The 23,602-nt window shown below is 63.5% G+C and carries 21 protein-coding genes; 12 read left to right on the forward strand and 9 right to left on the reverse strand.

Annotated elements, in window-relative coordinates:
- The first annotated feature begins 16 nt into the window (after positions 1-16).
- Positions 17-1,855: an aspartate kinase gene (locus C7K55_RS09380; RefSeq protein ID WP_106632466.1), complete on the forward strand. Its 1,839-nt coding sequence runs from the start codon at positions 17-19 to the stop codon at positions 1,853-1,855.
- Positions 1,852-3,180 (forward strand): sugar transferase, encoded by a 1,329-nt coding sequence (locus tag C7K55_RS09385; protein ID WP_106632467.1) that lies wholly within the window; start codon positions 1,852-1,854, stop codon positions 3,178-3,180. Before C7K55_RS09380 ends, C7K55_RS09385 begins: the two co-directional genes overlap by 4 nt.
- Before the next feature lie 30 nt (positions 3,181-3,210).
- On the opposite strand, the gene uvrB is transcribed toward C7K55_RS09385, so the two are convergent.
- The 3 genes from uvrB to C7K55_RS09400 form a co-directional block, all read right to left on the reverse strand.
- Positions 3,211-5,217: an excinuclease ABC subunit UvrB gene (uvrB, locus tag C7K55_RS09390; protein ID WP_106632468.1), complete on the reverse strand. Its 2,007-nt coding sequence runs from the start codon at positions 5,215-5,217 to the stop codon at positions 3,211-3,213.
- 16 nt (positions 5,218-5,233) lie between these two features.
- The gene (locus tag C7K55_RS09395) at positions 5,234-5,662 is read right to left on the reverse strand and encodes a phage holin family protein (protein ID WP_106632469.1); all 429 of its coding nucleotides are present in this window, start codon (positions 5,660-5,662) and stop codon (positions 5,234-5,236) included.
- 67 nt (positions 5,663-5,729) lie between these two features.
- Positions 5,730-6,530, reverse strand: coding sequence for a DUF561 domain-containing protein (locus tag C7K55_RS09400; protein WP_106632470.1), 801 nt, complete (start codon positions 6,528-6,530; stop codon positions 5,730-5,732).
- Here C7K55_RS09400 and tilS point away from each other — a divergent pair.
- Together tilS and C7K55_RS09410 are read left to right on the forward strand one after the other, a co-directional pair.
- On the forward strand, positions 6,529-7,611 hold the full coding sequence (gene tilS, locus C7K55_RS09405) for a tRNA lysidine(34) synthetase TilS (protein ID WP_106632471.1): 1,083 nt from the start codon (positions 6,529-6,531) through the stop codon (positions 7,609-7,611). The genes C7K55_RS09400 and tilS overlap by 2 nt on opposite strands.
- Complete coding sequence (locus tag C7K55_RS09410; protein ID WP_106632472.1) at positions 7,608-8,294, forward strand: hypothetical protein; 687 nt, start codon at positions 7,608-7,610, stop codon at positions 8,292-8,294. Before tilS ends, C7K55_RS09410 begins: the two co-directional genes overlap by 4 nt.
- Before the next feature lie 17 nt (positions 8,295-8,311).
- On the opposite strand, the gene C7K55_RS09415 is transcribed toward C7K55_RS09410, so the two are convergent.
- The 3 genes from C7K55_RS09415 to C7K55_RS09425 are packed head-to-tail and all read right to left on the reverse strand — an operon-like array spanning position 8,312 to position 12,443.
- A complete protein-coding gene (locus C7K55_RS09415) occupies positions 8,312-10,387 on the reverse strand; it encodes a ribonuclease J (protein ID WP_106632473.1) in 2,076 nt (691 codons plus the stop codon).
- 59 nt (positions 10,388-10,446) lie between these two features.
- Positions 10,447-11,352, reverse strand: a complete 906-nt coding sequence (gene dapA / locus C7K55_RS09420; protein WP_254969851.1) for a 4-hydroxy-tetrahydrodipicolinate synthase — start codon at positions 11,350-11,352, stop codon at positions 10,447-10,449.
- The gene (locus C7K55_RS09425) at positions 11,349-12,443 is read right to left on the reverse strand and encodes an aspartate-semialdehyde dehydrogenase (protein WP_106632474.1); all 1,095 of its coding nucleotides are present in this window, start codon (positions 12,441-12,443) and stop codon (positions 11,349-11,351) included. Before C7K55_RS09425 ends, dapA begins: the two co-directional genes overlap by 4 nt.
- Positions 12,444-12,656: 213 nt before the next feature.
- Between C7K55_RS09425 and tig the strand changes: the two genes are divergently transcribed.
- From tig to C7K55_RS09450, 5 genes are all read left to right on the forward strand, one after another.
- Positions 12,657-14,081 (forward strand): trigger factor, encoded by a 1,425-nt coding sequence (gene tig / locus C7K55_RS09430; protein ID WP_106632475.1) that lies wholly within the window; start codon positions 12,657-12,659, stop codon positions 14,079-14,081.
- 46 nt (positions 14,082-14,127) lie between these two features.
- Positions 14,128-14,787 (forward strand): ATP-dependent Clp endopeptidase proteolytic subunit ClpP, encoded by a 660-nt coding sequence (gene clpP, locus C7K55_RS09435; RefSeq protein ID WP_106632476.1) that lies wholly within the window; start codon positions 14,128-14,130, stop codon positions 14,785-14,787.
- A gap of 78 nt (positions 14,788-14,865) precedes the next feature.
- Entirely contained in the window at positions 14,866-16,245 is a 1,380-nt protein-coding gene (clpX, locus tag C7K55_RS09440; RefSeq protein WP_106632477.1) for an ATP-dependent protease ATP-binding subunit ClpX, read from the forward strand.
- 14 nt (positions 16,246-16,259) lie between these two features.
- On the forward strand, positions 16,260-16,871 hold the full coding sequence (locus C7K55_RS09445; protein ID WP_106632478.1) for a lecithin retinol acyltransferase family protein: 612 nt from the start codon (positions 16,260-16,262) through the stop codon (positions 16,869-16,871).
- 17 nt (positions 16,872-16,888) lie between these two features.
- Positions 16,889-18,682, forward strand: a complete 1,794-nt coding sequence (locus tag C7K55_RS09450) for a DNA polymerase III subunit gamma/tau (protein WP_106632479.1) — start codon at positions 16,889-16,891, stop codon at positions 18,680-18,682.
- A gap of 31 nt (positions 18,683-18,713) precedes the next feature.
- Here the strand turns inward: C7K55_RS09450 and C7K55_RS09455 are convergent, their stop codons facing one another.
- Both C7K55_RS09455 and C7K55_RS09460 read right to left on the reverse strand, forming a co-directional pair.
- Positions 18,714-20,066, reverse strand: coding sequence for a glycosyltransferase family 2 protein (locus C7K55_RS09455; protein ID WP_106632480.1), 1,353 nt, complete (start codon positions 20,064-20,066; stop codon positions 18,714-18,716).
- A gap of 24 nt (positions 20,067-20,090) precedes the next feature.
- Positions 20,091-21,548 carry a SpoIID/LytB domain-containing protein gene (locus tag C7K55_RS09460; protein WP_315856798.1) on the reverse strand — a complete coding sequence of 486 codons (1,458 nt, stop codon included), beginning with the start codon at positions 21,546-21,548 and terminating at the stop codon, positions 20,091-20,093.
- A gap of 221 nt (positions 21,549-21,769) precedes the next feature.
- On the opposite strand from C7K55_RS09460, the gene rpmI reads away from it, so the two are divergent.
- The 3 genes from rpmI to C7K55_RS09475 are packed head-to-tail and all read left to right on the forward strand — an operon-like array spanning position 21,770 to position 22,923.
- Positions 21,770-21,967, forward strand: a complete 198-nt coding sequence (rpmI, locus tag C7K55_RS09465; RefSeq protein ID WP_106632482.1) for a 50S ribosomal protein L35 — start codon at positions 21,770-21,772, stop codon at positions 21,965-21,967.
- 46 nt (positions 21,968-22,013) lie between these two features.
- Positions 22,014-22,361: a 50S ribosomal protein L20 gene (rplT, locus tag C7K55_RS09470; protein WP_106632483.1), complete on the forward strand. Its 348-nt coding sequence runs from the start codon at positions 22,014-22,016 to the stop codon at positions 22,359-22,361.
- A 19-nt stretch (positions 22,362-22,380) separates the two neighbouring features.
- Positions 22,381-22,923, forward strand: coding sequence for a tetratricopeptide repeat protein (locus C7K55_RS09475; RefSeq protein ID WP_106632484.1), 543 nt, complete (start codon positions 22,381-22,383; stop codon positions 22,921-22,923).
- A 36-nt stretch (positions 22,924-22,959) separates the two neighbouring features.
- Here the strand turns inward: C7K55_RS09475 and C7K55_RS09480 are convergent, their stop codons facing one another.
- Positions 22,960-23,565: a hypothetical protein gene (locus tag C7K55_RS09480; RefSeq protein WP_241518287.1), complete on the reverse strand. Its 606-nt coding sequence runs from the start codon at positions 23,563-23,565 to the stop codon at positions 22,960-22,962.
- Positions 23,566-23,602: the final 37 nt, after the last annotated feature.

The raw sequence follows: 23,602 nt of genomic DNA on the forward strand, positions 1-23,602 counted from the left end.
ACCGCCGCACCCCGCCATGGCCCTGCTGGTTCAGAAGTTTGGCGGCACCTCGGTGGCCGATGTGGAGCGCATTCAGGCAGTGGCCCGACGCATCGCCCGCAGCCGTGAGGAGGGCCACGAGCTGGTGATTGTGGTGTCAGCGATGGGCCACACCACCGACCAGCTCACCGGCCTAGCCCGCGCCATCAGCAGCAACCCACCCCAGCGGGAGCTGGACATGCTGCTAGCCACCGGCGAGCAGGTATCTATCGCTCTGCTTTCCATGGCACTGCACGCCGAGGGCGTGCCGGCGGTGTCGATGACAGGCACCCAGGCTGGCATCGTCACCGAATCGGCCCATGGCCGCGCCCGCATCCTGGAGATCCGCACCGAACGGCTACGGCGCCTGCTCAATGATGGTCAGGTGGTGGTGGTGGCTGGTTTCCAGGGCACCAGCAGCGGCGCCGGCGGCACCCCCGAGATCACCACCTTGGGCCGCGGCGGCTCCGACACCTCGGCGGTGGCCCTGGCAGCAGCCCTGGGCGCCGATACCTGCGAGATCTATACAGACGTTCCTGGGGTGCTGACCACCGACCCCCGCAAGGTGGCCGACGCCCAACTGATGGCCCAGGTGAGCTGCGATGAAATGCTCGAGCTGGCCAGCCTGGGAGCTTCGGTGCTGCACCCGCGGGCTGTTGAGATCGCCCGCAACTACGGCGTGCCCCTTGTGGTGCGCTCCAGCTGGAGCGAGCAGGCCGGCACCCTGCTCACCAGCGGCGCCCCCAGGCCAATTGGCCATGAGGGTCTGGAGCTGGGTAAACCGGTGGATGGCGCCGAACTCCTAACAAACCAGGCTGTGCTGGCCCTCGCCCACGTGCCCGACCGGCCCGGAGTGGCAGCCCAGCTGTTCGAGGCCCTCGGCGCCGCCGGCCTCAACGTGGATCTGATCGTGCAAGCCACCCACGAGGGCAGCTCGAACGACATCGCCTTCACCCTGGCCGCCGCTGAATGCGACCGGGCCCAGCTGGTGTGCGGCGAGGTGCTGGCAGGGCTGGGCGCGACCCTCAACGATGGCGGCGCCCAGCTGAGCGCCGAAGCCGGCTTGGCCAAGCTGAGCATCTCGGGCGCCGGGATCATGGGCAGGCCGGGGGTGGCTGCCCGGCTGTTCGACACCCTGGCCCGCTCAGGCATCAACCTGCGCCTGATTGCCACAAGCGAAGTAAAGGTGAGCTGCCTGGTGGCTGGAGACCAGGCGGATCGGGCCCTGCGGGCCGCTGCCGAAGCCTTCGAGCTGCCTGATCAGCAGCTGCGCCGCGATCCCAGGCCCTGCCATCAGGGGGATCCGGCCGTACGCGGCGTTGCCCTCGACCGCGATCAGGCCCAGGTGGCAGTGAAGCGCCTGCCCGATCGCCCTGGCACCGCCGCGGCCGTCTGCCGCACCCTGGCCGACGCCAGCATCAGCCTCGACGCGATCGTGCAATCCGAGCGCACCCACGCGGGGCCAAGCCGCGATATGAGCTTCGTGCTCAAACGCGACGATCTGACGCGGGCGCAGCAGACCCTGGCGCCCCTACTGCGGCAATGGCCCGGCTCCAGCTTCGAGGAGGGGCCCGCCATAGCCCGAATCAGTGCTGTAGGCGCTGGCATGCCATTCACCCCAGGCACCGCGGCCCGCATGTTCCGCTGCCTAGCTGACGCAGGCATCAACATCGAACTGATCGCCACCAGCGAGATCCGCACCAGCTGCGTCGTAGCGGAAGCCGAGGGCATCAAAGCGCTGCAAGCGGTGCACGCCGCATTTGAACTTGGAGGCATCCCGCAACATCGGGCCGAAGGCACCGAGGCGCCTGGCGAGGTCGAGGTATCGATGGCATGAACTGGGGCCGCCACCGCCTTCCCCTTGCCCTCGCGGCAGGTCTCGACGCTGCTGGGTTAATCGCCGCAGCAATAACCGTGAACGGCCTGCGCCAAAACAGTGTTGGCAATCAACAGCTCTTGCTGCTGGCCCTAGTCCTGATCTACCTGAGCCTGGGCTGGCTTTTCGGCTCCTACACCCTGCTGAAACTGACGCGGCTGCGCTGGATACAACTGCTGCTGCGGCTCGGAATCACCAGCGGCGCCAGCATCGTGGCGGGCGCCCTGCTGGGTTGGTTGCTGCGGGTGCCTCAAGACATCACCCTGCTGCACCGGGGCAGTCTGATTCCTATGTTCAGCCTGGTTTCCTTCTGGAGCGCCCTAGTGCGGCTGGGGCTGCGCCAAGGCCAACATCTCTCCTCCCAACCTGCCTGGCAGATCGTGGCGCTGCCCCAGGAAGTGGAGGCCATCACCAAGGAATGGCGGCGCAGCTACGGCAACAATCCCCTGCCGCCAATCCTGCCGTTCAGCTCCACGCTCTGGGAGCGCGATTCCCCCAACGCGACCATTGCACTCAGCAGTGGCGTAGCCGACGAAGCGAATGTGCAGCAATTCTGCCAACAGGTAGTGGGCCAGGGCCATCCCGTGCTGTCCCTGGCGGCCATGGCGGCCATGGCGGAGCAAGAGCTACAGCGCATTCCTCCCCACTGGGTGGGCGATCAATGGCTGCTGTTTTCAAGCCGCATCGATGGCACCAAGAGCACGTTTGAGCAGCAGCTCAAGCGCTTCGCCGATGTGTTGGTCAGCCTCGTGCTTCTGGTGATAACCAGCCCGGTCGTGGCGCTGGCCGCCCTATTAGTCCGAATGCAGGACGGTGGTGCCGTGATCTATCGGCAACAACGCACCGGGCTAATGGGCCAATCCTTCGCTGTGCTGAAACTCCGCACCATGGTGCCCCTGGCCGAAACAGGTAGCGCCCTATGGGCAGCAGAGCAGGATGCGCGCATAACTCCGATCGGCCAATGGCTGCGCCGCACCAGGCTCGATGAACTGCCCCAGCTGATCAACGTGCTGCGAGGGGAGATGAGCCTGATCGGCCCGCGTCCGGAGCGGCCCGAACTAGAGGGTCAGCTAGAAGCGGAAATCCCCAACTACCGCCTGCGCCACTGGGTGCGGCCCGGCCTCAGCGGCTGGGCCCAAGTGAACATGCCTTACACCTCAAGCATTGAGGATTCGGAGTTGAAACTGAGCTACGACCTTTTCTACCTGCGCAACGCCGGTCTATGGCTGGATCTACTGATCATGGTCAAAACCATCAAGATCGTGCTCAAGGCCGCCGGTCGTTGACCGCTCAGAATCGCGCTAATCAGAATCGCGCTAATGCTTCCCCACCAACTTCTGGCGCAGGTTTTTAATCTTGTCACGCAAGTTGGCAGCCTCTTCAAACTGGAGATTCTTAGCAGCCCCCTTCATCTTCTCTTCGAGCTGCTGGATGAGCTCCGGCAGGGCATCTAGGGGCACATTGTTGTGCTCGGCCTGCTCGGTGGCCTCCTCCAGCTGGTCGTCGTTGAGCCGCCGTGACATCTCCAGAAAGGAGAGAATCGAATTGCCGGCCCGCTTGCCTGCAGGGGTGGGGGTGATGCCGTGCTCAACGTTGTAGGCGTGCTGAATGGCGCGGCGGCGCTCGGTTTCTGAGATGGCCTTAGCCATCGAATCGGTGAGGTTGTCGGCATAGAGAATCGCCATGCCCTCGATGTGGCGGGCAGCGCGGCCAATGGTCTGAACCAAGGAGCGCTCAGCCCGCAGGAAGCCCTCCTTATCGGCATCAAGAATCGCCACCAGCGATACCTCGGGCAGGTCCAATCCTTCCCGCAGTAAATTCACCCCCACCAGCACGTCGTATTCGCCATTTCTGAGATCTTGGATGATCTCAATCCGCTCAATCGAGTGGATTTCCGAGTGCAAATAGCGCACTCGCACGCCGTTTTCGGCCAGGTAATCGGTGAGATCTTCGGCCATGCGCTTGGTGAGCGTGGTCACAAGCACTCGCTCGTTTTTCTCAGCCCGCACCCGGATCTCGCCGAGCAGGTCGTCCACCTGTCCCTCACTAGGACGCACCTCCACGATCGGATCGAGCACCCCGGTGGGGCGGATCACCTGCTGCACAATCTGGCCACTGCTCTGCTCCATCTCCCAGTTACCAGGAGTGGCACTCACAAAGATCGTCTGCTGGGCCTTCTCCCAGAATTCCGAACCCTTGAGCGGCCTGTTGTCGGCTGCACTGGGCAGGCGGAAGCCGTGCTCAATCAGCACCTGCTTACGCGACTGGTCGCCGTTGTACATCGCCTGCAGCTGGGAGCAGGTGACGTGGCTCTCATCCACCACCAGCAGCCAGTCCTTAGGGAAATAGTCGATCAGGCATTCCGGCGGCGTGCCCGCCTCTCGCCCGGCCAAATGGCGGGCGTAGTTCTCCACTCCATTGCAGTAGCCCACCTGCTCAAGCATCTCCAGGTCGTAGGTGGTGCGCTGCTCCAGCCGCTGGGCCTCAAGGAGCCGCCCCTGACCGTTGAGTACATCGAGCCGTTCACGCATCTCGTGGCGGATGGCCAAAATCGCGTCCGCCAGCCGCTCCTTTGGCGTCACAAAGTGCTTAGCCGGATAGATATTGATTGTGTCGAGGCTTTGCAGGATCTCCCCGGTGGTGGGATCCACGTAGCGGATCGCCTCCACTTCATCACCAAAGAGCTCAATCCGCACCAGCCGGTCTTCATAGGCCGGGCCGATCTCCAGCACATCTCCCCGCACCCGAAAACGACCTCGAGAAATCTCCAGGTCGTTGCGGGAATACTGGTTGTTTACCAACTCCCGCAGGGAGCCTCGCAAATTGAGAGTCTCGCCCACCTTAAACTTGACTGCAGCCTTTAGATATTCACTGGGGATACCTAAACCATAAATACAACTGATAGAGGCCACAACGATCACATCGTTGCGTTCAAACAGCGAACGGGTCGCCGAGTGGCGCAGCATGTCGATCTCTTCGTTGATCGAAGCGGTTTTGGCGATGTAGGTGTCGGAGACAGCCACATACGCCTCCGGCTGGTAATAGTCGTAGTAGCTGATGAAATATTCAACAGCATTATTCGGGAAGAACTCCCGCAGCTCATTGCAGAGCTGGGCCGCCAAGGTTTTGTTGTGAGCCAGCACCAAAGCAGGACGCCCGGTCTGGGCGATCACATTGGCGATCGTGAAGGTCTTGCCGGTGCCGGTGGCGCCTAGCAGGGTCTGGTAGCGCTCGCCCCCATCAACACCCTGCACCAGCCCGGCAATGGCCGTGGGCTGATCTCCCTTGGGTTGGTAGGGGGCGTGGAGTTCAAACGGAACCATGCCCCCATTCTCGGGGTCAAACCACCGGAGCTGTGGTGATTAGGGCAGCTGCACGAGTGAAGTCGACATCAAGGCCAAGGATCCGCAGGATCACGGCCGATAACACGGCATAGACAACGCCGCCGAGAATCGCGCTCACCACTCCGTTTTTAAGGCGGAATCCCTTGATCAACCAAGCCGCCAGACCAAACAGCACCACGGTGATTGCCCAGTTGAACAGCAAGCTCACCGGACTGATCAGGCCCCCCAGGCTGGTGACCGCCCACACCGGCCCCAGCAGCAGCTTCAGCGGCCAGATCAACAGGGTACCCAGCAAGCCGATCACCACAGCGGAAAGCATGGCGATCGGGAAACTGCTCACCTCCACTCCCAAGGGAAGCCAGGCCACAATCAACAGGACAATGGCCCGAATCGGCCACTGCAATAGCCACATCAAAGAACCCATGAAAACGATGCGGGGATCATTGCCGCAAAGTAGTCATGGGTTCAGGCAGAAACCACTGGGCTTGGCGTTAAGCAACAACGATTGTGCCTGCAGGCATTCCAAGTGCCTCGCGTAGACCGCGCACTACGGCCACCATGGCCAGCGGGTCGTTCAGCTTGTTGATCGCCGAACCAACCCCCACACCGGCGGCACCGGCGGCGATCGCCATCGGCACGGTAACGGCGGAGAGGCCAGAGGCACACAGCACCGGTGCGGCACTACCCGCTTCAACACTGTCCGCCGCAGCCAAGGCCCGGCTGATGCTGTGGGCAGCGGCCAGGGTTGGAGCCGCCTTCTCAATTAGGCCGAGGCTGCCGGCGCTGAAGGGCTTAGCGCTTGTGCCACCTTCGGTTTGGATGACGTCGGCACCGGCGGCCACCAGATCCACCGCCAGCTGCTCCTGCTGATCGAGGGGCAGCACATGGGGCACGGTGACGCTCAACACCACCTCGGGCAACAACTCGCGAGTGCGGCGGGTGAGCTCAAGCACTTCGGCGGCATCGAAGATGCGACCGAGGGGGTAAAAGGCGTCGTAGTTGCCAATTTCAACCATTGCCGCCCCGGCAGCCACAGCAGCGGCAAAAAGCTCCGGCTCAACTGCGCTCACGCAGATCGGCAAACCGCTCACTGCAGCGGCCAGCTGCACCAGCTCCGGATCGCAGGCCACATCGATCAAATCGGCTCCGCCTAGGCCAGCGGCCCGGCAGATCCGCTCCACACTGGCAGCATCAAAATTGGTGAGGCCAGCGATCACCTTGAGCAGGCGGCGATCAGCAAGCGCGGCTTGCAGGGCGGAGGGCAGCTGCTCAAGACGCGACTTCGCAACCATGGAAACGCAAGATTTGAATAGTGAATCGATTCTCCCACCCGGGCCGCGCTGGAGCCCGGACCACCTGCGGCTGCATCGCCATCTGCGTCACCATCCCGACCTGTTGCCGGCGGGGGCGCCGCTGCTGCTGGCAATCTCGGGTGGTCAAGATTCCATGGCCCTGCTGGCCCTGCTACGCGACCTGCAGCGCCTGCACCAGTGGCCCCTGCACCTCTGGCATGGCGACCACCGCTGGCGGCCGGAGTCGGGCCAGGTGGCAGCGGAGCTGGCCGGCTGGTGCAGCGACCAGGGGCTCGAGCTGCACGTTTCCTCCTGGCTGAGGCCGCTGGAGGCAACCAGCGAAGCTGACGCCCGCCACTGGCGCTACGGCCAGTTGGCTGAGCAGGCCAGATGTTTGGGGGTGGGCCATGTGGTGACCGCCCACACCGCTAGCGATCGAGCCGAAACTCTGTTGCTGCACCTAGCCCGAGGCAGCCATCGCCGCGGCCTGGCGAGCCTGCGCAGCCTGCGCCCCCTCACCAGCCCATCGAGCCCAACCACCGATCCAAGCGAGCCAATCGCGCTGGCGCGGCCGCTGCTGCCCTTCTCCCGGGCCGACACCGCCCGGCTTTGCAAGCAACTGGCACTGCCCGTGTGGCACGACCCGAGCAACACCGACCGCCGCTACAGCCGAAACCGAATCCGGGCCGAGGTTGTGCCCGTGCTCGAGGAGCTCCATCCCGGCGCCGCCCAGCGGATCAGCTCCCAAGCAGAGCGGCTGGTGGAGGAGGTGGAGAGCAGCGACGAATTGGTGAATCTGGCCCTGCAAACTCTAAAAACAGCCGGCAGCCAGGCTGGGACACCAGGCCTACAGCGCCAGGAGCTGGGCGACCTAGCCGTAGCCAACCAGCGCCAACTGCTGCATCACTGGCTTGAGCAAAGCACCAGGCTGACGCTCCCTGCCAGGCAACTCGAGGAACTATTGCGGCGGCTGCAACCGGGCCATCCCCCAGGCCAGGCAGACTTAGGCGCGGATTGGCAGCTGCGCTGGGATCGCTGCACACTGTGGCTGCACCATCCCGCCGCACACCTGCCGCAATGACAACCTCGCCGCACTCGCTACAACAGCGTTATGAGGCCATTGAGCGGGTTTACAGCGAACGCCAATGGGACGATGTGGCCCGCTTAAGCGAGGAGCTGCTGCTCGAGCTGCCCAACGAGCCCGCCGACCCCCTGCGCCAAAGACTGCAGCTGTTACTAGGCCACACCTACCTCTACGGCTACCAAGACAGAACTACAGCAACCGGTTTTTACAGCCGCGTTCGAGCAGCCACGCAAGAACCCGTACTGCGGGATATCGCCGACCAGGGGCTGGAGCAATGCGCCAGCCAGGCAGCACAACTGGAAGTTGCACCGGAGCAAGCCACGAATGCGCCAAGCACTGGAGGCCAAGCCTTCCCCTTCGGCAATGAGCCAGTAGCGGCAGGAACAGTACTTAGCAGCGCTGGCTCGGCCATGCCCTGGATGGAGCAACTTGGAGGCATCGAGGCGGCGGAGGCTCAGGTACCCGTGCCGGTGCCGAGTCTGGTAGTTGAAGTGGTCGATGAGCCAGAGCTGATCGAGGTGGCCCAGGCAGATGCGGCGACTGCTCAAGAGCTGGACGTCGCCGTGAGCAAAGAGAGCCTGGCTGAGCCAGAAGGGCGTTTTGCCAAGCAAGTCGGCGGACCTAGCCCCGAGGAGTTCGCCGAACTCTCCAAGGGGCTGCTGCGAGTGGTGATCCGCTGAGCTGGTGCTGGGGCCGATCAGCCCGCTACAGCGGCTGAACGGCGGCGCCGGGTACGGCCGGCGGGTTCCGGCTCGAGCTCTGCTGGGGCTGGGGCCGAAACCTCAGCAACTACAGCGGCAGGGGCGGCAGTAGGAGCAGACATAGGCGTGGCGGCAGGGGCGGCGGCTCCAACGGCAACCAGCTGACGCTGGGGTGCCGGCACGGCGCCATCACGGCCACGGGCAACTACTTCACGAACGCCTCCATCGCGGCCGCCTCCATCACGACCACCGCCATCGCGGGCAGAGCGACCCCGGGGAGCGGGGCGGCTGTCGGGTTCGGCGTCGGCGCGGCCCTTGTAAGCAGGCGTACCGGCAGGGGCTGGCTGCACCAGGCAAATGATCAACGGCTCCACCTGCAGCTCGCGGCGCAGACGGCGTTGCAGACCCACCTCTACCTCTCGCTGCACACCGACCCAATCCACCTCAGGGGCCTTGCCACCGGTGTTGCGGCAGAGCTGATTCCAGCGATTTTCCAGCACCCAGCCGATTTCGCGCTCGGCCCACATCGAAAGCCTGCGGGCATCAGCAGTGGTAACCACACCACGGATATTCACCCGCGGCGGCGCAGCCATCACACCGTCGGTGCTGATCACCGCAAGCAGAGTGATCACTCCGTCTTCTGCCAGCTGCTGGCGCTCCTTCAGCACCCGGGCATCAACAATGCCGTTTCGGGAAGCATCCAGCAGTTCGATGCCGGCCTTGACGGGGTCGCCTTTACGGATCGAATCGGCGGTGAGCTCCACCACATCACCGTTATCGATGATGAGCATGTTGTCGCCTGGTACCCCCATCGACTGGGCGGTTTTGCTGTGGGCCACGAGCATGCGGTGCTCGCCATGCACGGGCACAAAATACTTGGGCTTGGTAAGGGCCAGCATCAGCTTCTGGTCTTCCTGGAAGCCGTGGCCAGAGACGTGAATACCCTCGCCCTTGCCATAAACCACCTTGGCGCCGAGCATCATCAGCCGGTCAATGGTGTTCACCACCGAGATGGTGTTGCCAGGGATAGGGCTGGCCGAGAAAATAATCGTGTCGGTGCTTTTCACCTGCACCTGGGGATGCTCACCGCGGGAGATGCGGCTCAAGGCTGCCAGGGGCTCACCCTGGCTACCGGTCATCAGCAACAGAGTTTCGCGGTCGGGCAGATCGCGTATCTGCTTAATCGGCACAAACAGATCATCGGGGGCGCGCATGTAACCCAACTCCCGCGCCTTGGCAATAACGTTGAGCATGGAGCGGCCCAGCAGACCCACCTTGCGGCCGTTCTTAAGGGCCAGCTCCAGGATCATCGACACCCGGTGAATCGAGCTGGCAAAAGTTGTGATGATCACCCGACCTTCTGCCTGGGAGATGTGACGATCCAGGCAAGGGAACACTGAACGCTCAGGCGGACAGAAGCCCGGCACTTCGGCGTTGGTGGAGTCGCTGAACAGGCACAGCACCCCCTTATCACCGTAATGGGCGAGGCGAGCCATGTCGAAGGTCTCGCCATCCACCGGTGTGTGGTCAAATTTGAAGTCGCCGGTGAAGATCACCGTGCCCACAGGGGTGGTGATGGCCAGCGAGAAGCTGTCGGCCATCGAGTGGGTGTTGCGGATGAACTCCACTGAAAAGTGTTGGCCCACCTTCACCACATCGCGGGGCGCGACGGTTTGAAGAATGGTGCGATCCATCACACCGGCCTCCTCCATCTTGCCGGTGAGCATGGCCAGCGCCAGGCGCGGTCCATGAATCACGGGGATGCTGAAGTTTTTCAGGTGGTGGGCAATACCACCAATGTGATCTTCGTGACCATGGGTCACGATCATGCCGCGAATCCGCTTCTGATTTTCCTTGAGATAGCTGGTATCTGGCATCACCACATTGACGCCATGCATCCCATCACTGGGGAAGGCCAATCCAGCATCCACCAACATGATGTCGTCGCCGTACTCGAACACGCAGGTGTTCTTGCCGATCTCGTGCAGGCCGCCTAGGGGAATCACCCGCAGGTGGGGCGGCTTGGTGGCGATCTGACTGGTGCCCTGGGCTCTGCCGTTGGAACTGGTCATGGAGAAGGAGTTTTAGGGAAAAGGAACAAACTGAATCGATCTGGTCTCAAGCCTTGGCGTCAGGTAGGACGCAGGGCGGCCAGGGTTTCGGAGAGGTGTTGTCGCACGTCGGTGGTGGCGGAAAACAGGGGAAGACGGGGTGCACCCACGGGCCAGCCGCTGAGCTCCAAGGCGGCTTTGACGGGGATCGGGTTGGTGCTGCAGAAAAGGGACTTGCACAGCGGCAGCAGCTGGTCGTGCAGAGCCAGGGCCTGGGCCAAATCCCCCGCATAGAAGGCGCGCACCATGGCGCTGATCTCAGCGCCGGCCAGGTGGCTGGCCACACTCACCACTCCCACAGCACCAACGGCAAGCATCGGCAGGGTGAGGGCGTCGTCACCGCTATAGATCGCCAGACGGTTGCCGCACAGGGCCCGCAGGGCGCTCACCTCTTCGGTGCTGCCACTGGCAGCCTTGAAACTCACCACGTTGGTGCAGTCGAGCAAGCGGGCCACGGTGGCTGGCTCCAGGCTGGTGCCTGTACGACCAGGAATGTTGTAGAGCATCAGGGGCAGCTGGGGTGCCGCGGCTGCCACAGCGCGGAAATGGGCCTCAAGGCCGTCCTGGGGGGGCTTGTTGTAGTAAGGCACTACTACTAGGGCGCCGTCCGCACCGAGGGCCGCCGCCTGCCGCGTCGCCTCCACCGCTTCGGCGGTGCAATTGCTGCCACTACCCGCCAGCACGCTGGCCCGATGCCCAACCGCTTGCTTCACGGCAACTAATAGAGCGTGCTGTTCGTCCCAGCTGAGCGTGGGTGATTCGCCAGTGGTGCCGCACACCACGATTCCATCGGAGCCCTGGTTGATCAGATGCTCTGCCAGCTGGGCCGCAAGGCCCAGATCCACCGAACCATCGGGGGCGAAGGGGGTCACCATCGCCGTCAGCACGCGGCCAAATAACGGAGTGGCTGGCTGGATAGGGCTCAAGCAGCACCTCCGGGCAAAACCGCTCCAGTTCCAGCCGCCGGGCCCTGGATCAACAGCTCGGCAATCTGGATCGCATTGAGAGCCGCACCTTTGCGGATCTGATCACCGCAGAGCCAGAGCTCGAGGGCATTGGCATCACTGAGGTCCTGGCGGATACGTCCCACCGCCACCGGATCGCGGCCCGTCACATCCGTGGGCATCGGGAAGCGGTTGGCCTCAAAGTTTTCCAGCAGCTCCACGCCGGGGGCCTCAGCCAGCAGGGCTCTGGCTTCCTGCACCGGGAAGGGCTCATGAAATTCAATATTTACGGACTCTGAATGGGCCCGCAGCACCGGCACCCGCACACAGGTAGCCGAAAGTCGCAGCTCCGGCGTGCCCATGATCTTGCGGGTTTCGTTGAGCATCTTCAGCTCCTCCTCGCAATAACCGTTGTCCTGCAGCGGAGAGTTGTGCAGAAAAAGGTTGAAGGCCAGGGAGTGGGGCAGCACCTCACTCACTGGCTCACCTCCATCGAGCACGGTCCGGCTGAGCTGGCGCAGCTCCTCCATCGCCCGGGCACCGGCGCCGCTGGCGCTCTGATAAGTGCTCACCAGCACACGCCGAATTGCCCGACGCGACGCCAAGGGAGCCAAAACCAAGGTGAGCAGAATTGTTGTGCAGTTGGGGTTGGCAATGATGCCCCGATGGGCAAAAGCAGCCTCGGGGTTCACTTCTGGAACCACCAACGGCACCTCCGGATCCATTCGGAAGGCGCTGGAGTTATCGATCACCACGGCGCCAGCCCGGGCCGCCACCGGGGCCCACTGACGCGACACCGAGCCGCCCGCTGAGGCCAGCACCACATCCACCCCTTCAAAAGCTGAGGCCTCCACGGGCCGGATCACCAGCGATGTGCCCTGCCAGGCAAGGCTTTGACCAGCGGAGCGGGGTGACGCCAGGGGAATCAGCTCAGCCACAGGAAAGTTGCGCTCAGCGAGCAGCTCGAGTAATTCCTGGCCAACGGCACCGGTCGCACCGAGCACCGCAACCCTTAAGGGGCGACTGGGCAGGCAGGGAGATGGCGGGGCAGGGACGGGCTGGGCGGCGGTCAAGGGAGCAGGAAAGGAATCAAAACTCGGTGGCGGAGCTGGTGATCAAACGTCAAACCAGCTAGGGGCGGAAAGCTGCAACAAAGAAACCGGCCATGGTCGAAGCCGTTGTTTGCTGATTCGGGACCTATCGCTTTCGTCGTGCGCCGATCCGACAATACGCGCTGGGAGCTCGGAACGGCCGCTTTCTAGGATTGGGGTCTGCAACTGTTTTCCATGAGCTCAGCCGCCGCCCCCGCCGCCAGCCCGCTGTCGATAAAAGCCAGTCCCCGTCCGGGCAGCCGCGTGGCCCTCGAGGTGGCCATCCCCGGCGGCCGCAGCCAAGCCAGCTATGACGCCGCTGTGGACAAGCTGAGTCGCAGCATCAAGCTTCCCGGCTTTCGCAAGGGCAAGGTGCCCCGGCCCGTGTTGCTCCAGCAGATCGGCCCCCTGCGCATCCGCGCCACCGCCCTAGAAGACCTAGTGGACGCCGCTTTCCGGGATGCTGTTAGCCAAGAAATGGTGGTAGCCATCGGCAGGCCCGAGCTCACCGAAGGCTTTGAAGTCGTGATGGAACGCTTCGAGCCCGGCAGCGCCCTCACCATCACCCTGGAGCTCGACGTCGAGCCCACACCAAAACTCAAGTCCACCAAGGGGCTAAAGGCTGAGGCCGAGGCAATCAGCTTCGATCCAGCCCGCATCGATGAACTGATCGAGCAGTCGCGCAAGCAGCTGGCCACCCTGGTGCCCGTAGAAGGCCGCCCCGCCGCCAGCGGCGATGTAGCGGTGCTCAGCTTCAGCGGCATCTACGTGGATAGCGGCGAGGCCATCAGTGGTGGCAGCAGCGATGCCATGGAAGTCGAGCTGGAGGAGGGCCGGATGATCCCCGGCTTCGTCGAGGGCGTAATCGGCATGGCTATCGGCGCTAGCAAAACCATCGACTGCCAGTTCCCAGAGAGCTACCCCCAAGAGGAGGCCGCCGGCCGCCAGTCGCGCTTCGAGATCAGCCTGAAAGACCTCAAGTGCCGGGAACTACCCGCCCTTGACGACTCCTTTGCCCAGCAGGCCAGCGACAAAGCCACCCTGGCCGAACTGCGCAGCGATCTGGAAACCCGCCTCAAGGACGACGCCGAGCGACGGGCTAAGGCCAGCCGCCACGACGCCCTGCTCGCCGCCCTGGTGCAAGAGCTTGAAGTGGAACTACCCGAAACCCTGGTTCAACAGGAAATCCGCAACCTGGTGGAGCAGACAGCAGGACAGATCGCCCAGCAGGGCATGGACGTCAAAAAGCTGTTCACCCCGGACCTGGTGCGCTCATTGATGGACACCTCCCGGCCGGAGGCAGAGGAGCGCCTGCGCCGCAGCCTGGCCCTCAAGGCCCTCGCCGCCGCCGAGGCGATCGAGGTGGAAGCCAAGGAGCTCGAAACCAAAATCAAGGAGATCAGCCGCGGCCTGAGCCAGCAGGGCAACATCGATCCCGAAAGATTGCGTCTGGCCGTTGCCGACGACCTGCTGCGCGACAAGCTGCTGGAGTGGCTTGAGGCCAACAGCACCATCACCGAAAAGGCTGCCACCCCAGCCGACGCCGACCCTGACGCAGCAGGCGAGGAGCAGGCAAAGGCCAAAGCGAAAGCCAAGGCCAAACCAGCCAAAGCCCAATAGCCACAGCCAGGACCAATAGATTGGTCCTCCGAGAGCTTCCCCGCGCGTGATCGACGCCACCCTTCGCCATCCCGTCCACAGCAGCTGGAGCCCCAGTGGCTCCCCCGGGGTGCTGCCCACGGTTGTGGAGCAGTCGGGCAAGGGCGACCGCGCCTTCGATATCTATTCGCGCCTGCTGCGCGAACGGATCATCTTTCTGGGCACCGGAATCGACGATCAGGTGGCCGATTCCCTAGTCGCCCAGCTGCTGTTCCTCGAAGCCGAGGATCCGGAGAAGGACATCCAGATTTACGTGAACTCCCCAGGCGGCTCCGTGACCGCCGGCTTGGCGATCTACGACACGATGCAGCAGGTCTCCCCAGACGTGGTGACCATCTGCTACGGCCTGGCCGCATCCATGGGTGCCTTCCTGCTCTCGGGTGGCACCAAGGGCAAGCGGCTGGCCCTGCCCAATGCCCGGATCATGATTCACCAACCCCTCGGCGGCGCCCAGGGCCAGGCAGTGGACATTGAAATCCAGGCCAAGGAGATTCTTTTCCTCAAGGACACCCTCAACGGTCTGATGGCTGAACACACCGGTCAGCCCCTCGAAAAAATCACCGAAGACACTGACCGCGACTACTTCCTTTCCCCCGCAGAGGCGGTTGAATACGGCCTGATCGATCGGGTCGTGACCGAATCCCCTGCCGCCACAGCTGCTGAGTGATTCCTTCCGGTTTGATCCTTAAGGTCAGCTGACGATCCATTATTTCCTGTCGATCCTGGAATCAGGACACCCCTGCCCATGGCCAAGTTCGACGCCCACCTGAAGTGCTCGTTCTGCGGCAAGTCGCAAGAACAGGTGCGCAAGCTGATCGCCGGCCCGGGTGTCTACATCTGCGATGAATGTATCGATCTCTGCAACGAGATCCTTGATGAGGAGCTGGTAGACGGACATAGCGGCACAGCCAGCGGAGGCGGAAGCGGCCGTCATGCCGCCGACTCCAGCCGCGGTAAGGCCCCCAGCAAAAAAACAACCAAACCCGCTCCAACTCTGGCGGAGGTGCCCAAGCCCCAGGAGATCAAGGCCTTTCTCGACCGCCAGGTGGTGGGCCAAAACGAAGCAAAGAAAAATCTTTCCGTAGCTGTTTACAACCACTACAAACGCCTGGCCTGGCAAGGCGATGGCAAGGGTGAAACGGACCAGACAGCCACCAAGCTGCACAAGAGCAACATCCTGCTGATCGGCCCCACCGGCTGCGGCAAAACGCTCCTGGCCCAGACCCTGGCCGAAATGCTCGATGTGCCCTTTGCGGTGGCCGACGCCACCACCCTTACCGAGGCGGGCTACGTCGGAGAAGACGTGGAAAACATCCTGCTACGGCTGCTGCAGAAAGCGGATCAGGATGTGGAACAGGCCCAGCGGGGCATCATCTACATCGATGAAATCGACAAGATTGCCCGCAAAAGCGAAAACCCCTCCATCACCCGGGACGTCTCCGGAGAAGGGGTGCAGCAGGCATTGCTGAAAATGCTCGAAGGCACCGTGGCCAACGTGCCGCCGCAGGGAGGCCGAAAGCATCCCTACCAGGAATGCATTCAGATCGACACCAGTCAGATCCTGTTCATCTGCGGTGGTGCCTTCGTCGGCCTCGAAGATGTGGTGCAGAAGCGGATGGGCCGCAACTCCATCGGTTTCCTCAGTGCCGATGGCAGCAGCCGGCCCCGCAGCGGCAGGGATCGCCATGCAGCCGAGGTGCTGCGCCATCTGGAGCCCGACGACCTAGTGCGCTACGGCCTGATCCCCGAATTCATTGGTCGGCTGCCGGTTAGTGCGGTGCTTGAGCCCCTCGACACGCCAGCCCTGCAAGCCATTCTCACCGAGCCCCGGGATGCCCTGATCAAGCAGTTCCAAACCCTGCTGAGCATGGACAACGTGCAGCTCGATTTCGAAGCCGGCGCTGTTGAAGCGATTGCCATCGAGGCCCATCGCCGCAAGACGGGCGCCCGGGCCCTGCGCGGCATCGTCGAAGAGCTAATGCTCGACCTGATGTACGACCTGCCCTCCCGCAACGACGTCAAGAGCTTCACCGTGACCCGGGAGCTGGTGGAGCAGCGCAGCAAGGGCAAGGTGGTGCCCCTCGGCAGCGCCAACCTGGATTCGCCACAGCAGGCCAGCGCCTGATCGGGCCCGCACCGATGTCCGCAGCTGACCACCTACAGGTGCCGCGCCAGCACGGTCTGTTCTTGCATCACGGCATCGATCTAGGCGACGGCAGCGTGGCCCACTACCTGGAAGGGCGCGAAATCCTGCGCAGCCCCCTGGCAGATTTCAGCCGCGGCGAACCTGTAGCGGTGGTTCCCTATGCCGCGGGCGACTGCTCCCCGGCCGGCGTGACCCTGCGGCGGGCCATGGGGCGCCTGGGCGAACAGAATTACAACTTGCTGTTCAACAACTGCGAACACTTCGCCCATTGGTGCAAGACCGGCCGGCATCGCAGCGCCCAGGTCGAGGATTTGCTGCACACCGGCAGCCTCGGGGCCCTGGCCATCGGTCAGTGGGTGCCAGCGGCCATGCTCAGCGCTGCCCGAATGCTGCTGCGCCAGGGCAACCTGGCCGAACTCGACAAGCTGCGCCAAGGCCTGCAGCAGAAATTGGAGCAGGAGCTTGGCCGGGCTGAAGCTCGCTGGGGCCAAGACCGCTTCGAAAACCTGAGGCTGGCGGCCCAGAAACTAGCCGACCAACTCACGGCCGTGGAAGAACTGGAAGAGCGGCTAAGGCGCCAGCTCGAACCGGACCAGGGCCACTAATCTCATGCCTCAGCTTCATGAGCCCAACGGCGATCTCCAGCTACCAACCCCTCCACCACAAATACCGTCCCCAGCGCTTCGACCAGCTGGTGGGGCAGGAGGCGATCGCCGCCACTCTGGGCAACGCCCTGCGCACCGGCCGGATTGCGCCGGCCTATCTGTTTTGTGGCCCCCGCGGCACGGGTAAAACCTCCAGCGCCCGCATCCTGGCCCGCTCCCTCAACTGCATCGGCAGCGATGGGCCCACCCCCGAGCCCTGTGGCGTCTGCGAGCTCTGCACCTCCATCGCCGCCGGCAATGCCCTCGATGTAATCGAGATCGACGCCGCCTCCAACACCGGCGTCGACAACATCCGCGAGCTGATCGAGCGCTCCCGCTTCGCTCCGGTGCAGGCCCGCTGGAAGGTGTATGTGGTGGACGAGTGCCACATGCTCTCAACCGCCGCCTTCAACGCCCTGCTCAAAACCTTGGAGGAGCCACCGCCGCGGGTGGTGTTCGTGCTGGCCACCACCGACCCGCAGCGGGTACTCGCCACGATCCTGAGCCGCTGTCAACGCTTCGACTTCCGCCGCATCCCCCTGCAGGCCCTCGAGCAACACCTCAGCTGGATCGCTGATCAAGAGCAGATCGGAATCACTCCAGAAGCCCTGCACGTGGTGGCCCAGCGAGCCCAGGGGGGCCTGCGGGATGCGGAGAGCCTGCTTGATCAGCTCAGTCTGCTGCCGGCGCCGATCGAGGCCACAGCGGTATGGGAGCTGCTGGGGGCTGTACCGGAGCAGGAACTACTGGCCCTAGCCGGTGCCCTGGCCAGTTGCGATCCCCTCGCCCTGCTGGAGGGTTGCCGCGAGCTGCTGGAGCGGGGCCGGGAGCCCGCAGCCGTGCTGCAGGGGCTCGTCAGCCTGCTGCGGGATCTAGTGCTGGCTGGCACGGCGCCCGACCGCCTAGAGCTCACCAGCGTGTCGCCCCAGTTCCGCCAAGCCCTTCCCGATTTGGCCCGCTCCCTCGGCAAAGCCCGCCTACTGCAGTGGCAGGCCCAGCTAAGGGGCAGCGAGCAGCAGCTGCGCCACAGCGTCAACCCGCGCCTGTGGCTAGAGGTGCTGCTGTTGGGTCTGCTGGCCGAGCCGGTAGCTGCCGCCCAGCCAATCTCTGCCTCAGCACCTGCAGTTGCACCGCTGGTTGCACCCCCAATCGCACCGGCGGTCACAACGACGGTCACACCGGCGGTCGCCCCAATCCCGGCTCCGGCTCCAGCTCCAGTCAGCGTCGAGCCCAACAGCTCCCCCAACCTGCCGGAGCTCTGGCAGCAAATCCTGGCGGGCCTGGAGCTGCCCTCTACGCGAATGTTGCTGTCCCAACAGGCCCGGCTGGTGAGGCTCGATGAACGCCGCGCCGTGGTGCAGGTGGCCGGCAACTGGATGGCCATGGTGCAGAGCCGCCTGCCCCTGCTGGAAGCAGCGGTAGCTAAGGCCCTAGGCAGCACGCGCCAGCTCACATTGGAAGGGGGTGGGGAGAGCGCAGCACCAACTGGGAGCGCCCCCAGCGCCGCCACCTCCAGTGCCCCCACCCCCAAGCCGACACCACCACCACCAACGCCAAGCCCAGCACCCCTACCAAGCCCAGCAGCCCTGCCAAACCCAGCAGCCGATCCGCCAGCGGCAGCAGCTATTGCGCCCCCCTTAGCCGCACCCCTTGATGACAAGGCCAGAAGGCTGGCGGAGTTCTTCAATGGCGAAGTAGTTGAACTCGATGGGCCGCTCGACGAATTAACTGGCGACGCATTGACTTGCGATGCAGAAGAGGCGGCAGCCTGAGCGGGGCCAGCACAATTTTGTAAGCAGGTAATCAGGCGGCTGCCGGATCTTCGATTTGGGACTCTTCCTCCTCGCCGAGGTGCATGGTCTTAGCCCAAACCAGGCTCTTGGGAAGCAGGGCCATGCGCAGAGTGGTCCAGGGAATCACCACAAACCAGTGGCTCAAATAGGCAATACCCAGGAGCAGGTTCCAGAGGTTCATGGCTGGCAGGGCCGGGCCCTCGCTAGGGCGACGACAACCGGCCAAGATCGCCCCTCCAGAAAGCCCAAAGGCAACAAAGGAAAGGGGCCAGATAGTTGGTCGGGTGCCCGTAATCACGGCTCCGAGCAAATCGGCAATCGCCACCACCGGCAAAAAGTATTGGAGCAGGAAGAAACTGGTTAAATCAAGCTTCTGACTAGCGCTGAGACGCTCCGAAATCAGGCCGGGCCAGTAATCGAAGAAGCGCTGCAAACCGCCTTCAGCCCAACGCTGACGCTGACGCCAGAGGGCAGCCACACTCAGCACCGCCTCTTCCTGTACCGGCGGATCCCAGAGGATGCCAATCGGCTGGCCGTCGAGCAGCAGCCTGAAACTGAGGTCTAGGTCGTCGGTGACCGTGCCCTCGTTGAAACCACCGCTACTGAGCAGGGCGTCCCGGCGCAGCAGCTGGCCATTGCCGCGCAATTCGGCTACGCCTCCCACAGCTAAGCGACCTTGCTGGATCACGGCGTCGAGGGCCATCTCCATGGCTTGGGCCCGGGTCAGCCAATTGGCGGTGGCATTCACCTCAGCTTTGCGCAACTGCACGGCCGACCAGCCACCAGCTTCCGCGTAGGGAATCAGCCGCTCCAGGGTGTCGCTCTGAAGGTCGGCATCAGCGTCGAGCACGAACATCCAGCGGCCCTGAAGCTGCTGCAGCACCAGATTTAGAGCGCCCGATTTGCCGCCGCCGGCATCTGGCTCACGCCGCAATACCTGCAGAAAAGGATGACGCTCCTGCAGCTCAGCCAAAACCTGGGGGGTCCGATCGCTGCTGGCGTCGTCAATTACCCAGAGCCGCATCTGCCCCTGCGGGTAGCTCAACTGAGCAATGCGCTCCACCAGTCGGCCAATAACTGCCTGCTCATCGCGTGCCGCCACCACCACGTCCACGGCGGGTAGGGGTTCAGCCCCTTGAGAGGCGGAGGCTTGAGCTGGTTCTGAGCTGCCTACCGAACCAAAAACCTGGCGCAACACGGTGCGCAGGCTGTAGCCCCCAAGCAGCACGGCCAGGGTGAGAGCCGGGATCAGGCGCAGCGACTCATGGAGCCAATGGGGAGCCATTCCCGCCCAGCCGCAGCCGATCAGGAACAGGGCCGACTTGCCGCGACGGTGATCGGTGGTACGGCCACCCACAGCCATGGCGATCCCGAAAGTGGCCGAACTCTAGGGGGAACTGGCAGCCGAGCCGGGCTCGGACAGGGGGCTGATGCCTGGCAACGCCCTGAGGGACTGGAGCCTGGTGCCCGGATAGTAGTGATCGAGGATGCGAGCCAGGCTCCAGCCACGCCGGGCTAAGTCGATAGCTCCTGCTTGAGACAGGCCGGCACCGTGGCCAAACCCTCCCCCCTCGAAAATCCAGCGACCCGGGCCGTCCGGCCGCAACACAAAGAGGGTGCTGGGCAACTGCCGCAAGGTGCGGCGAATCGCATCACGGCGCAGCACCACGCTCTGCCGCACTCCGCTGGCTGCCTGCGCCTGGATTTCCAGCGCCAATACCCGTCCACTGGGGCCCCGCTCCAGCACCGCCAGGCGTGTGGGCAGCAGGCCCAAGGGCAGGGCAGCGCGGCTCAAGGCCTGCTGAATCTGGGCCGAATCGAGCTGGCGAGACCAGCGGAAGCGGGGGTGGTCGAAGCCATAGGCCCGGGCGGTAGCCGCCAGGGCCGCTACTAGCCGGGCCGGCTGCAACGGCAAAACCACGGCGGCTGCAACGGCCGGCGGACCATCCACCCGCGGCCTCAGGTAGGGCAGGGCGTCCCCAATCCACACCTCCTCAAACCCGGCCGCAATCCCCCCATTTGTGGCGTGATACACGCCATGAATCGGCGCACCCTGCCAGCTCAAGACTTGATATTGGGTGGCGGCAATCGCATGGCGTACAGCTGCTCCGGCCTGGCGGGGGTCTGCGTACACCTGGCATTGGGTATCGGCGCATAGGTGGTAGCCATCCACCACGAATCTCCCCTGGTTGCGCAGGGCCCAGGTGCGGGCCAGCACCGCCTGGGCAGCCAGGGCCGCCGCGGGGGAGCCTGCCCCAATCTCATGGGGCACAACCCCAAGCAGGTAGCGCTCTAAGGGCACCTCCTCCACCAATGACCAGCTGCCGTAGGCATCTCCCTGGAGCCGGAACGGACCTGCAAACACCCCCCCCTGCCAGCTCAGCCCCCCCGGGGCCTCCAAGCGCAAGGGCCCCTCGAGGCGAACCGGGCCATCCGGGCGCCGCAGCTCCAAAACCAGGCGATCGCGCTGCAGCTGCTCCACCAGCCGCGGCCTAACTCCAGCGGGCGCTGGAGCCTCGGGCGCGGCCCACACTTCCCATTCTGCCGGGTGGGCAATCACGGGGGTGGCACCGGCCAGTCGCCAGCGGCCAGCAGCCTCCTGGGCGCTCTCGTAGCTAGCAAAGGGCCCCCATACCTGACGGCGCAGCGCCAAGGGCTCGGCCAACGGCAGCCTGCGCCAGTGCAACTGCAACCGGGGCGCCTGAAACCGCTGGCCCGTCGCACTCAGCAGGGTGAGGTTTCCAGCCGCGCTGCGTAGCTCCAAGGGAGTAGGCGGACCCAAATGGGCCGCCAGGGCCACCCAGAGCACCGGCGATGTGGCCGCCACTGCCGGCGGAGGCTGCACGGGCCAATGCAGCGCAGAAGTAGGGCCGGATCCAGGTGAAATGGGAGGTGCGGCGGCCCGACATCCCCCCGCGAGCAGCAGCGTGCTGGCCCAAACGGCAAACGGCAACAACGATTGGGCCGAAGAGGACCGGGCTGAAAACATTGCTTAAAAGGAGGAGTCTTGGAGGAAGGCACTGCCACGTCGTACTCTGCTTGTTTGTGCCCGCCGCAACGCGAGAAATGCCGAAGCTCAAGACCCGCAAAGCAGCCGCCAAGCGGTTCAAGGCCACCAGCACCGGCAAGTTTCTGCGTCGCCGAGCCTTCCTCAACCACCTGCTCGATCACAAGAGCCCGAAGCGCAAGCGTCATCTGGGCACAATGGCTGTTGTTGATGAGCGCGATGCGGACAACGTGAGAGCGATGCTCCCCTACGCCTGAGAGCGACCTCGGCCAATTTTTACTTTTATCTTCCTGATCTACTGCTATGTCACGCGTCAAGAGGGGCAATGTTGCCCGCAAACGCCGTAACAAGATTCTTCGCCTAGCCCGTGGCTTCCGCGGCGGCAATGGCTCCCTCTTCCGCACCGCCAATCAGCGGGTGATGAAGGCCCTTTGCAATGCCTACCGGGACCGCCGTCGTCGCAAGCGCGACTTCCGCCGTCTCTGGATCGCCCGAATCAACGCAGCAGCTCGGCTCAATGGCTTGAGCTACAGCCGCTTCATGGGTGGCTTAAAGAAAGCAGACGTGCGCATCAACCGCAAAATGCTGGCCCAGCTTGCAGTGGTCGACCCCGGCAGCTTCACCACCATCGTGGGCGCCGCTTCAAACTGAGTTCAACCAGTAGGTCTTTTTGGACGCCCTCCTTCCCCAGGCCTACCTAATTGGGCTGATCGTCCTGCTGGGGGTCGCTGCGGTTGTAGTGGCCCGACAAATCTGGCGCGTACGTTCAGATGAAGTCACCCTGGCAAAGCTAGAGCGTAGTGAAGGCCCTAAGCCATCAGACGCGGCCACGTTGTACGAGCTTGGCTCTGTGCAATTACGCAAGCGCTTGTATGGCCAAGCCGCCGAATCACTCAAGCAAGCTCTTAAGAAAGCTGAAGCTGCTAAAGAACCGGCTGAAGCCCAAGCTGTGATTCAAAACGCCCTGGGCTTCGCCTTGGCCGCTCAAAACAACTACAAAACGGCAATTCGCCATTACCGGCTGGCGTTGGAAGCCAAACCCGCCTATCCAGTAGCACTCAATAATCTTGCCTTCGCCCTGGAAAAGCAGCTCAAGCTGGAAGAGGCCAAGCAGACCTATGAGCAGGTGATTGAGCTTGACGCCAACAATAAAACCGCCCGCAAACGGTTGAAACTTCTCGATCGCAAGGCCGGCCTGAATCGGGCGGCCTAAGCGATTATCTATTCAAGATTCACCAAATTACGCGCTTCACCAAAGCCCGCGCACTGCAGCACCGCGGGTTGGTGCAACTACGCGGCTAGCACTTGATAGGGGACGCAGATCCAGGCGGCCGCCACGGCTGGTGAGACGAGGTGCTTGCCAGCCTGACAACTGCAGGCCCTGCAGACCGGTAAATACCCCTCCCATCTCCAGACCCGCCACCTCGCACTCGCAGAGCATCAGCAGGTCGAGCTGGTCTGATTCGGCGTTGAGGTTGCCCTGCACGGGAGTGGTAACACCACCCACCGTGAGTTCACCGCGCAGGTCGATCATCTGGCCCATCGGCTTAACCGAGGCAAGCCGCAGCTCAGCACTCACAATCTGGGAATTGTCAAAGGATTGATAAGTACCACTCCATACGAGCGGCATCTCCCCGGCCAGCAGCTGGGCCCGGCCAACTGGATCAAAGGTCTCCGCACCTCCCAAACCACTAAGCGACTCACCACCGACGCTGGTAGCCAAGGGAGGGGTAAAAGGCACAAAGGCCTCACTGGCCACGGGTGTAGCCGCCTGCGCCGGGAACAAACCGATTGGCAACAGTGCCAGCGGCACTGCGGCTAACGGCAGGGCAGCACGAAGAACAGCAAAAGACACAACAACCAAAACTGACTAATGGGAGGCTAGGACCGTT

This window comes from Cyanobium usitatum str. Tous, from assembly GCF_003011885.1.
In the GTDB taxonomy this organism is placed as follows: domain Bacteria; phylum Cyanobacteriota; class Cyanobacteriia; order PCC-6307; family Cyanobiaceae; genus Cyanobium_A; species Cyanobium_A usitatum.